The following is an 11,389-nucleotide window of genomic DNA, read 5'->3' on the forward strand; positions in this document are numbered from 1 at the left end:
TCCTCGTGCCGGGCTCCTCCGCCGGGCGCGCGCCCGGCGTCAGTCGCGCTGGAGGCGCGGGTCGTAGCCCGCGTCGCGGAGGCGCTGGACGACCTCGGCCGTGTGCTCGCGGCCGCGGGTCTCCACGCTCACCTCGAGCTCGACCTCGCTGATCTGCAGGCCCCGGCCGTGCCGCGTGTGCAGCACCTCGACGACGTTCGCGTTGGCCTCGGAGATGATCTGGGACGTGCGGGCGAGCTGACCCGGGCGGTCGGGCAGCATGATCCGCAGCTTCACGTAGCGGTCGGAGGCGGCGAGGCCGCGGCTGATGACGCGCTCCATCATGAGCGGGTCGATGTTGCCGCCGGAGAGGATGACGACGGTGCGGCCGGCGTCCTGCACGAGGCCCGCGAGGATCGCGGCGACGCCCACCGCGCCGGCGGGCTCGACCACGAGCTTCGCGCGCTCGAGCAGCAGCAGCAGGGCGCGGGCCGTGTCGTCGTCCTCGACCGTGACGACCTCGTCGACGCTCTCCCGGATGATGTCGAAGTTGAGCAGCCCCGGCTTCGCGACCGCGATGCCGTCGGCGATCGTGGGCGTGATCTCGATCTCGGTCGCGCGCCCGGCGGCGAGGGACGGCGGGTAGGCGGCGGCGTTGCGCGCCTGGACGCCGACCACGCGGATCGTGCGGCCCTCCTCGACGGCGCGCAGCTTGAGCGCGGTCGCGACGCCGGAGATGAGCCCGCCGCCGCCGATGGGCACGACGACCGTCTCGACGTCGGGGGTCTGGTCGAGGATCTCGAGGCCGAGCGTGGCCTGCCCGGTGATGACGTCTTCGTGGTCGAACGGCGGGATGAGCACCGCGCCCGTCTGCGCGGCGAACTCGGCGGCCGCGCGCAGGGGCTCGGCGACGCTGTGGCCGCGGAGCACCACCTCGGCCCCGTACTGCCGGGTCGCCTGGAGCTTCGGCAGCGCGACGCCGACGGGCATGAAGATCGTGGCCCGGATGCCGAGCTCGCGGGCCGCGAAGGCGACGCCCTGCGCGTGGTTGCCGGCCGACGCCGCCACGACGCCGCGCGCCTTCTCCTCGTCGGTGAGGCGCGAGATGCGGTTGTAGGCGCCGCGGATCTTGTACGACCCGGTGCGCTGGAGGTTCTCGCACTTGAGGTGCACGGGGCTGCCGAGGATCTCGGCGAGGAACCGCGACGACTCCATGGGCGTCACGTCCGCGACGCGGCTGACCACCTCGCGGGCCGCCTCGATGCGGGCGAGCGTGGGCGCGGATCCGCGGGGCAGCTCCCCGGCGAGCGCCGCCGTCTCCTCCCCCAGCTGCGACGGGTCGACCTCGTCGCCGACGGCGCGGAGCACCGGGCCGTCGGCGGGCACGGCGGCGGGACGGGCGTCGGATGCGGCGGTGGCGGCGTCGGTCATGAGGTGCGCTCCCTGGGGTTCGGACGGCGGGTGGCGTGCGAGGCGTCGGCGGGGACCGTGGGCGGCGGCGGCTCGGGGGTGCCGCGCCAGGCCCCGCTCGCGACGTGCTTGACCATCGAGTTGAGCGTGGCGACCAGCGGCACGGCGAAGAAGGTGCCGGCGATGCCGCCGACCATGCCGCCCGCGGCGACGGAGAGGACGACGGCGAGCGGGTGGACCTTGACGACCGAGCCCATGATGAGCGGCTGGAGGACGTGCCCCTCGACCTGCTGCACGATGAGCACGATGGCGATCATGATGAGCGCCTGCGTCAGCCCGTTGTAGACGAGCGCGACGAACACGGCGAGCGTGCCCGTGACGACCGCGCCGACGATGGGGATGAACGAGCCGAGGAACACCAGCACGCCGATGGGGATCGCGAGCGGCACCCCGATGATGGCGGCCCCGCCCGCGATGCCGACCGCGTCGATGAGCGCCACGAGCACCTGCACCTTCACGAAGTTCTGCAGCGTGGTCCAGCCCGCGCGACCGGCGCCGTCGACCGCGGGGCGCGCGAGCCGCGGGAACAGCCGCACGACCCAGCGCCACATGCCCGCGCCGTCGATGAGGATGAAGAGGGTGGAGAACAGCACGAGCAGCACGCCCGTGAGCACGTGCCCGAGCGACGACGTGACCGACAGCGCGCCGCTCACGAGCACGCCCGCGTCGCGCTGGATCGCGTCGACCGCCTGCTGGTAGGCGTCGGTGAGCTGCGCCTCGGAGAGCTGGAGCGGGCCGTCGGTGAGGAAGCCGCGCACGTCCGCGTAGCGCGTCAGCGTCTGGGCGCGGATGGAGTCGTACTGGCCGATGATCTGCGTGGTCACGAGGTACACGAGCGCCGCCACCGCGACGATGACCCCGATCTCGGAGATGGCGACGGCGAGCCACTTCGGGACGCGGTGGCGCTGCATCCAGTTCGAGATGGGCACGAGGAGGGCCGCGAGCACGATGGCGAGGAACAGCGGGATGACCACGTACTCGAGCTGGATCACGAGCCAGGCGACGACCCCGAGGACGCCGAGGATGAGCAGCAGGCGCCACGCCCACGCGCCGGCGATGACCATGCCGGGCGGGACGGTCTCGGCGACGGTGCGCGCGACGGGCTGGACGGTGTCGATGTCGGGCTCGACGCGGGGCTCGGCCGCGCGGGCGGCAGCCGCGGCGCGCGCGCGGGATCGCTGGCCGAAGATCATGCTGGGAGTCTAGGACGGGGCTCCGGTGCGGCCGTGCGGGGCGCGGCGCGCGGCCAGCCGCGCGGGTGCGGACGGCCTCCGTCGGGGGCCGCCGGTAGCGTCGGCGCATGCCCGACACCGTCTCCCCCGCGCTCGCCCGCCGCGTGGCCCTGGCCGCGCAGGGGCTCGGCCGGCCGCATCCGTCCGCCCCGGGCACGCGCCGCCTCGCCGCCGAGGTGCGGCGCCTGGAGCTGCTGCAGATCGACTCGGTCAACGTCTTCGAGCGCAGCCACCACCTGCCGATGCTCGCGCGCGTCGGCCCGTACGACCGGGCCGTGCTCGACCGGATGCTGTTCGGCGGCGGCGGGGCCTTGACGGAGTACTGGGCGCACCAGGCCGCTGTCCTCCCGGTGGGCGACCTGCCGCTGTACGGCTGGCGGATGGCGGCGGAGCGCGAGCGGCGGATGCGGCCAGGATCCTGGGCGCGCGAGCACGCGCCGCTGCTGGCCGAGGTGCGCGCCGAGCTCGGCCGCACCGGCCCGGTCCCCGCGAGCGCGATCGAGCACGAGGCCAACGTGCGGACCGGGCCCTGGTGGGGGTGGTCCGACGTGAAGCGCGCGCTGGAGGCCATGTTCGCGTGGGGCGAGATCGCGAGCGCCGGCCGACGCGGCTTCGAGCGCGTCTACGGCCTCGCGGAGGACGTGCTCCCCGCCGCCGTCCGCGAGCGGCACGTGCCGGAGGAGGACGCCGTGCGCGAGCTCGTCCGCCGGGCCGCCGTCGCGCACGGCATCGGCACGGCGGCCGACCTCGGCGACTACTTCCGGCTCTCGCGCGCGGCCACCGACCGCGCGCTCGTCGACCTCGCCGACGCGGGCGACGTGCTGCCCGTCACGGTGCCCGGCTGGGAGGGCCGCGGGAAGCCGCTGCCCGTGTGGCTGCACCGCGACGCGCGGCTGCCGCGGCGGATCCGCGCCGAGGCGCTGCTCTCGCCCTTCGACCCCGTCGTGTGGTTCCGCGAGCGGGCGCTCCGCCTCTTCGACCTGCACTACCGGATCGAGATCTACACGCCCCAGGCGCAGCGGGTGCACGGCTACTACGTGCTGCCGGTGCTGGTCGACGACGAGATCGTGGCCCGGGTCGACCTCAAGAGCGACCGGCAGGCGGGCGTGCTGCGCGTGCAGGCGTCGTGGATCGAGGGACGCCACGATCCCGGGGTCGTCGCCGAGCGGATCGCGCCCCTCCTGGAGCGCGCCGCCGCATGGCAGGGGCTCGGGGAGGTGGGCGTGGTCGACCGGGGCACGCTGGCGCCGGCTCTGCGGGCGCACCTGCCGGGCATCGCCGCGACGCCCGTCGGCTGAGACGGCGACGGACCCGACGGCCGGTCCGGCGCCGGGCGTCCGGCGTCGGTCGAGGTGAGGGTGCGGGCGCGGCCCGCTAGAACTGCACGCGCGGCGGCTCGGCGATGGACGCGAGGCTCGAGACCTCGTAGAAGTCCCGCTCGCCGAAGCCCAGCCCGCGCACGAAGAGCGTGTTGGGGAACTGCGTGATCTTGGTGTTGAGCTCCCGGACACCGCCGTTGTAGAAGCGGCGCGAGGCCTGGATCCGGTCCTCGGTGTCGACGAGCTCGCCCTGCAGCTGGAGGAACGTCTGGCTCGTCTGCAGCTGCGGGTACGCCTCGGCCACCGCGAAGAGCGACTTCATCGCGCCCTGCAGGTGCTCCTCCGCGAGGCTGGCCTCGCTCGGGTTGCCGGCGCTGATGGTCTCGGTGCGCGCGGACGCGACGGACTCGAACACCTGCCGCTCGTGCGTCGCGTAGCCCTTGACGGAGTCGATGATGGTGGGCAGCAGGTCGGCGCGCCTCTTGAGCTGGACGGTGATGTCGCTCCACGCCTCGTCGACCCGCACGTTCAGGGTCACGAGGGCGTTGTAGGTGGCCCAGAGGTAGATGCCGACGAGCACTGCCAGGAGCACGACGACTCCGAGCGCGATCCACAATTCCATGCTCGGGAGTCTACGCGCGGGGCTGTGCGCGACCTCCGTGGGAGCCGCCTGCGCACCCGTATTGGGGGCGTCGGCGGACCGGCCGTCAGCCGCGGGCGCGCAGGGTGTCCCGGAGGAAGAGGTACGAGGTGCGGGGCGTGCGGTCGGAGGTGCGCGGATCCACGCGCACGAGGCCGCGCGGCGCGGTGTGCCCGGCCTCCCACTCGAAGCCGTCGAGCAGGCTGCCGGCGATGACCGCCTCGAGCCGCACGCCCGCCGCGGGGCCGCCGGCGGCGACGGCGGCGAGCGCCTGCACGAGGTGGTCGGAGATCGCGTGCGCGCGCCGCGGGTCGCGCCGGGTGCCGTCGCGGTCGTCGACCTGCTCGGGGTGCGCGGCGTCGAGGCCGGACAGCACGACGGGCGGCAGGGCGTCGCCGTAGCGCGCGCGGAGGTCGGCGAGCACGACGGGGACGAGGTCGGGCGCGACCGGGTGCCCGTCGAGGGAGGCGGGGTGATCCGTCCACGGCAGCTCGACGAAGGGCAGGGCGGCGGATCCGGCGACGAGGCGCGGGACGGCGGCCACGCGGATCGGGTCGGCCAGCTCCACGCCGTAGAGGTCGAGCGGCTGCGCGATGGTACGGAGGTCGCCCGGGTCGACGCGCGTCAGGCGCGCGAAGGCCTCGGCGTGCGGGCCGTCGAGGTCGGGGTACCGGCCGAGGAGCACGGCGTCGGCGAAGAGGTCCTGGTGCAGGGCCCGGGCGGCGACCGCGGCCGCCTGGTCGTCGTCGTCCGCGGAGGCGGCCTCGACGACGCGGTGGGCGTCCACGATGCCGATGCGGGCCGAGGAGCGCGAGCCGCGGATCGCCTCCGCGGCGAGGCCGTGCGCGAGCAGCTGGTGGTGCACGGTCGGGAGGGCGTCGAGGCCGAGGCGGGATCCGGGCGCGTGCGTGCCCGTGACGTGGCCGCCCATCGTGGTGAGCGCGGGCGTGCGCAGGGTGGTCCAGTCGGGCACGCGGTCCGCGAGCGCCTCCGCCACCAGGTACGCGAGGTCGCCGAAGCGGAGGGCGGTGTCGCGGTGCAGCCAGCCGCCGCGGTCCTGCAGCTCGACGGGCAGGTCGTGGTCGTGCAGCGCGGCCTGGGGTCGGATCCCCGCGGCGAGCAGCGCGTCGACGAGCTCGTCGTAGAACGCGATGCCCTCGCGCCGGAGGCCGCCGCGCGCCTCGGGCTGGATGCGCGACCACGAGATCGAGAAGGAGAGCACGTCCACGCCGAGCTCGGCCGCGAGCGCCACGTCCTCGGGCATCCGGGCGACGTGGTCGGCGCCGCGCTCGGGATCGCCGCCGCCCGCGACGGCTCCGCTGCGCCGGGCGAACGCGTCCCAGACCGACTCGGTGCGGCCGCCCTCGTGCGCGCGGCCCTCGACCTTGGGCGCGCTCGTGGCGACGCCGATGCGCGGACCGCCCGCGAGGAGGCCGGCCAGCTCGTCGGGCGTGGGGCGGTCGGGGACGGCGTCGGGTCGGGGCACCCCGTCAGTATCGGGCACGCGGTCGGCCGCGCCCGACGGAGCCCGCGTCCACCCGGGGTCCGAGGCGCACGGACCGCGCGTCCAGCTTCGCGTACCACTTGCGTCACGGTCGGTGCGGGCGGTTGACACGGTCCCGCGATCCCGCGTGAATGGGTGCACGGTGCGGTATCGGGCGAGGATCGAGGGACGCCCCTCCACGGGAATGGACGGGGGCGGTGTCCGGCGATCCCGCGAGACCCCCGCAGCGACGCGTCCGGCCCTCGAGCCGCTGGCCCGCGTCGCCGCCCTGCTGGTCCTCGTCGCCGCGCTGGCCGCGGGCGGCGCGACCGCCGCCGCCGCCGTCACCGACGACACGACGCCGACCCCGAGCCCGGTCCCCTCCGGCGCGCCGCTCCCTGCGCCGACGGTCCAGACCCCCGCGTTCTCGACCGACGGCTCCATCGCGGTGACGGGCACGCGACCGTCCGGCCAGGACGTGCAGGTCACCATCGCGAGCGTGCCCGCCGCGGTCACGCTCCCCACCGCCACGACCTGGCGCGCCACCTCGACCGGCGTCCCCGACGGGCAGAGCCCCGTGCGCGTCACCTCGGGCGGGCAGGAGGCGACCACCACCGCGTCCGTGCTGCGCGCCCCCGGCGTGAACAGCTTCTCCGTGGTCACCACCGGGCTGGTCAGCGGCACCGGCTTCCCGGGCGCGACCGTCGACGCGCGCTCCGGATCCGCCGCCTGCCGCGCCACCGTCGGCTCCTCGAGCACGTGGGCCTGCCTCCTCGCGCCGCCCCCGCCCTCGGGCACCGGCATCCCCGTCACCGCCACCCAGAGCACGCCGTGGAGCACCGGCACCCCCGCGGTCGGCCGCGGCTCGGGCAGCTTCGACACGACCGCCCCCGGCGCCGCGGTGATCACGGCGCCCGCGGCCGGCGCGACCGTGGACGCCACGGGCATCACCATCTCCGGCACGGCCGACGAGGACGGCGCCACGGTGCGCGCCTACCTCAGCGGGTACGGAGACTCGGCGTGCGCGGCCCAGGTGGTCGGCGGCGCCTGGTCGTGCGCGACGGGGACGCTGCCGCCCGGGCCGCTCGGGATCACGGCGACCGTCACGGATCCGCTCGGCAACATCAGCACGCTGGCGTCCGAGGTGCGCGTCACCGTCGTCGCGCCGGCCGGCACGCCCTCCCCCAGCGCCTCGCCGACGCCCGGCGCCTCGCCGACCCCGCGTGCCACCGCATCGCCCGACGGCGCGGCCGCCTCCCCGACGCCCGGGACCGGCGGCGGCGCGGGCGGCGGATCCGCTCCCGGCGCCGACCCCTCCCCCGACGCCCAGCCCGGATCCGGCGGCCCGCCCGCCGCCGCGGCGCCCGGCACCTGGAACGCCCCCACGCGCTTCGGCACCTCCCTGCAGCCGCTCCCCTCCGCGTTCACCGACGGGCGCGGCCTCCTACCGCTCCTGCTCGCGCTCGGCGCCGTCCTGCTCGTCGCGCTGCCGGCGCTGCTGGTCCGCGGCGCGCTCATCTCGCGCTTCGGCGGGCGGCACCGCTCGGCCGAGGACGTGACGCCGCTGCGCATCGTGCCGCGGGGCGACGCCGGCACGCTCACGACGCGCGCGGCCGCCGCGGCCTTCACCGACTCCACCGCCACCACGGGTCAGCTGCTCGTGGTGGGCGGCCGACTCGACTCCGCGCCCATCCCGATCCCGGCCCGGCGCCTGCCCGAGCCCACGCTGCTCGGCGCCCGCCCGCCGCGCGAGCCCGGTCGCGCCGGACGCTGGGGCGCCGCGGCCGCCGCGCTCGTGCTCGCCGCCGCGCTGGCGTCGCTGTCGCTGCCCGTCGGATCCGACCCCAACGCGGTGCGCCTCTTCCTCGCCGCCCTGGTGGGCCTCGCCGTCGTCAACGGCGTGGGGGTGGTAGCGGTCGCGTCCGTCGCCGGTCGCGTCGGCGCCGCCCCCGCGCGGGTCCGCGCCGTGCCCGCGCTGCTCGTGCTCTCCGTCACGGCCGTGCTCCTCTCCCGCGTGCTCGGCCTCGCCCCGCCCGTCGTCCTCGGCCAGGTGCTCGGGCTCGTGGCCGACGACCGCGACGACCGGTCGCGCGCCCGCCTCGCGCTCGTGCAGTCGGGCTCGCTCGCGACCCTGGGGCTCGTGTCGTGGATCCTGTACGGGCTCGTGCCCGCCGGCGGCGGGATGTGGCCGCAGACCGCGAACGAGCTCCTCAGCGTCATGACGCTCGCCTCCCTCAGCTCGGCCGCCCTCGCCCTCGCGCCGGTGTCGCTGGTGCTCGGCCGGTCGCTGCTCCTGCGCTCCCTCCCCCTCTGGGCCGTCGTGAGCGTCGCCGTCCTCACGCTCGGGTTCGCGGCCGTCGCCACCACCGCGCGCGGTGTCGACGCCGGCCTCTGGATCACCGCCCTCGTCATCGCCGCCGCCTTCGCCGCGGTCAGCGTGGCGGTCTGGCTCTGGATCCGCGTGGTCGAGCCCTCCGTCCGCTCCTAGCAGCGCGCCGCCCCTCCCGTCCCGCTGCCACGCCGCGCCTGGTGCGGGCGCGGAGCCGGGTCCACACTGGGATGCGCCGTCACCGCCGACGGCGCGATCCCCCGGTGGGCGACCCGACAGGAGTGGAGCATGAGCGCAGCCAGCACGTCGTTCTGGACGGCCCTGACGAGACGGAAGCCGGTGGAGGCCATCGAGGCCGAGCCGGGCGCCGCCGAGGAGGGCGGCCTCACCCGCTCGCTCGGCCTGTGGCAGCTCACCGCCATCGGCGTGGGCGGCATCATCGGCACGGGCATCTTCACGCTCGCGGGCACGGTCGCCAACCAGACCGCGGGCCCCGCGGTCCTCATCTCGTTCCTCATCGCCGGCATCGCGAGCGCGGCCGCCGCGCTCTCGTACGCCGAGTTCGCCGGCATGATCCCCCGGGCCGGATCCGCGTACACCTACGGCTACGCGGCCCTCGGCGAGATCGTCGGCTGGTTCATCGGCTGGGACCTGCTGCTCGAGTACACCGCCATCGTGGGGGTGGTCGCCATCGGCGTCTCGGGGTACGCGGGCTTCCTGCTCGACCACGTGGGGGTCGACCTGCCCGCCTGGATGCTCGGCGCCGCCGGCACGGGCGAGGGCCACGTCGTCGACCTGTTCGCCGTGATCCTCTGCCTCGGCACCGCCTTCGTCCTCACGCGCGGCATGAAGAGCGTCGGCCGCTTCGAGCTGTACCTCGTGGGGCTCAAGGTGGCGCTCGTGCTGGTGATCGTGGTCATCGGCTTCACGCAGATCACCGGCGCGAACTACCAGCCGTACTTCCCGTTCGGCGCGGCCGGCGTCTTCACGGGCGCCGCGACCGTGTTCTTCGCGGTGTTCGGGTACGACGCCATGAGCACCGCGGCCGAGGAGTCGAAGGACGCGACCAAGCACATGCCGAAGGCGATCCTGCTGTCGCTCGGCATCGCGATGGTGCTCTACGTGCTCGCCACGATCGTGCTGACCGGCATGCAGCGCTACCGCGAGATCGACCCGAAGAGCGGCTTCGCGACGGCGTTCGAGTCGGTCGGCCTCCCCGCGGTGGCGAACGTGGTGGCGGTGGGCGCGATCGTCAGCGTCGTCACCGTGATGCTCACCTTCATGCTCGGCGCCAGCCGCGTGTGGTTCTCCATGAGCCGCGACGGGCTGCTGCCCAAGTGGTTCGCGGTCACCGACCGGAAGCGGAACGTGCCCACGCGCGTGACGTGGATCATCGGCATCGGCTCGGCCCTGTTCGCGGGCTTCCTGCCGATCACGGTGGTGGCGGAGCTCACGAACATCGGCATCCTGCTCGCGTTCGTGGTGGTGTGCGCGGCCGTGATCGTGCTCCGCTACAGGCGGCCGGAGATCCCGCGGACGTTCCGGCTGCCGCTGATGCCGGTGGTGCCGATCATCGGGATCGGCTTCTCGCTGTGGCTCGTCTCGTCGCTGCCGTGGGAGACGTGGGTGCGCTTCGCGGTGTGGCTCGTCATCGGGCTCGTGATCTACCTCACCTACTCGCGCCGCAACTCGGTGCTCGCGCCGGACAGCCCGCGCAACCGGCGCTGACGGCCGGCGCCCGCGGCGGCGCATCCGCCCGGACGACGACAGGGGCGCCGCCCACCTCGAGAGGTGGGCGGCGCCCCTGCTGTGTCTCGCCTGCGGGCTAGTTCGCGCCGCTGGTGTTGATCCCGCCGTTGACGCCGTTGGGGTAGAACCCGCCCTTCGTCACGGCCTTGTTGTTCAGGTACACGATGTTCAGGACCTGGCCGGTCGTGCGGCTGAACGCGATCGCGTTCGCGTCCGTCGGGACCAGGTTCGCGCCGCCGTTGATCGTGATGCCCTGGTCCAGGTCCGAGGACCCGTCCAGGGAGTCGCGGGCGTTGGAGATCGCGTTGGTCGGCGCGGCCAGGCCCCGCGCGTACAGCGAGGTGCGGATGATCCCGGCGTGGTACGCCTCGACCGCGAGGATGCCGGCGGCCGCCTCGAGGTACGTCTTGTTCGTGATCAGCGGGGCTGCGCCCTTGTAGGCGGTGACTCCGACGTCCTCGAACACGAACGACGCGAGCAGGAAGTTCTCGTCCGACGCGAACGCGTCGAACTTCTGCCCCGGCTGGATCAGGCCCGCCGCGGTCGCGGCGGCGGAGAACGCGGCGTCGAGGTCGATCGCGGGACGCGCGACCTTCGCCGACCCGAGCGCTGCGCGCAGGAACTTCACGTGCGCCTTCTCGTCCTGCGCGATCTCGCGCGCGTACTCGCGGATCGCCCGGTCCTTGAACTGCACCTGACGACCACCGGTCACGCCACCCGCCGTGCCGACGCCGGAGATGTCGTTCGGGACCAGCCCGTTGCCGGTCGACGCGCGGAGGTAGAACTCCGCCTCGAGGTACTCGAGGTTCAGCGCGAAGTTGAGGACTGCGGCGTCGGTGACGGCACCGGCGTCGGCCTCGGCCTGCGCGTCGGCCGCCTGGGCGCCGGTCGCGGGGATCAGGGCCGCGGCACCGACGCCGAGTCCCGCGACGCCCGCGGCGGTGAAGAAGCGGCGACGGTCCAGCGGCGACTGCGCGCTCTTGTCGATGGCCTGGGTGATGAACTTCTTGTCGAACATGGATGGAGCTCCCTTGATCGTCGCGTCCGTATCCCAGATACCGGCGCGTGGTGGTTCGAACGCTAAACGGGTGGTCGGCATCCGGGAAGGGGCGCGAGGCGTTGTTTCGCCGAATGTCACCCAACCTTCGGAACCGGGCTCGATGCGGTTTGGGTCGGATCCATGCGGAT

The 11,389-nt window shown here is 74.8% G+C and carries 8 protein-coding genes; 3 read left to right on the forward strand and 5 right to left on the reverse strand.

The features are described 5' to 3' along the window. Nucleotides 1–39: 39 nt before the first annotated feature. Both ilvA and FGG90_RS07485 read right to left on the reverse strand, forming a co-directional pair. Nucleotides 40–1,410 (reverse strand): threonine ammonia-lyase, encoded by a 1,371-nt coding sequence (gene ilvA, locus FGG90_RS07480; protein WP_094128532.1) that lies wholly within the window; start codon nt 1,408–1,410, stop codon nt 40–42. Further along, a complete protein-coding gene (locus FGG90_RS07485; RefSeq protein WP_094128529.1) occupies nt 1,407–2,642 on the reverse strand; it encodes an AI-2E family transporter in 1,236 nt (411 codons plus the stop codon). The genes ilvA and FGG90_RS07485 overlap by 4 nt, the downstream gene beginning before the upstream one ends. A 107-nt stretch (nt 2,643–2,749) precedes the next feature. Here FGG90_RS07485 and FGG90_RS07490 point away from each other — a divergent pair, with 107 nt between their 5' ends. Then, nucleotides 2,750–3,979: a winged helix-turn-helix domain-containing protein gene (locus FGG90_RS07490; RefSeq protein ID WP_094128526.1), complete on the forward strand. Its 1,230-nt coding sequence runs from the start codon at nt 2,750–2,752 to the stop codon at nt 3,977–3,979. Nucleotides 3,980–4,055: 76 nt separating this feature from the next. On the opposite strand, the gene FGG90_RS07495 is transcribed toward FGG90_RS07490, so the two are convergent. Together FGG90_RS07495 and FGG90_RS07500 are read right to left on the reverse strand one after the other, a co-directional pair. After that, on the reverse strand, nt 4,056–4,622 hold the full coding sequence (locus FGG90_RS07495) for a LemA family protein (RefSeq protein ID WP_086516286.1): 567 nt from the start codon (nt 4,620–4,622) through the stop codon (nt 4,056–4,058). Nucleotides 4,623–4,707: 85 nt separating this feature from the next. Next, nucleotides 4,708–6,126: a glycoside hydrolase family 1 protein gene (locus tag FGG90_RS07500; RefSeq protein WP_094128523.1), complete on the reverse strand. Its 1,419-nt coding sequence runs from the start codon at nt 6,124–6,126 to the stop codon at nt 4,708–4,710. Nucleotides 6,127–6,328: 202 nt separating this feature from the next. On the opposite strand from FGG90_RS07500, the gene FGG90_RS07505 reads away from it, so the two are divergent. Further along, complete coding sequence (locus FGG90_RS07505) at nt 6,329–8,611, forward strand: hypothetical protein (protein ID WP_237583246.1); 2,283 nt, start codon at nt 6,329–6,331, stop codon at nt 8,609–8,611. Nucleotides 8,612–8,740: 129 nt separating this feature from the next. Continuing rightward, entirely contained in the window at nt 8,741–10,180 is a 1,440-nt protein-coding gene (locus FGG90_RS07510; protein WP_094128517.1) for an amino acid permease, read from the forward strand. Between the two features lie 97 nt (nt 10,181–10,277). On the opposite strand, the gene FGG90_RS07515 is transcribed toward FGG90_RS07510, so the two are convergent. After that, on the reverse strand, nt 10,278–11,219 hold the full coding sequence (locus FGG90_RS07515; RefSeq protein ID WP_094126622.1) for a ferritin-like domain-containing protein: 942 nt from the start codon (nt 11,217–11,219) through the stop codon (nt 10,278–10,280). Nucleotides 11,220–11,389 lie beyond the last annotated feature (170 nt).

Source organism: Clavibacter michiganensis subsp. tessellarius (assembly GCF_021922985.1).
Taxonomy (GTDB): domain Bacteria; phylum Actinomycetota; class Actinomycetes; order Actinomycetales; family Microbacteriaceae; genus Clavibacter; species Clavibacter tessellarius.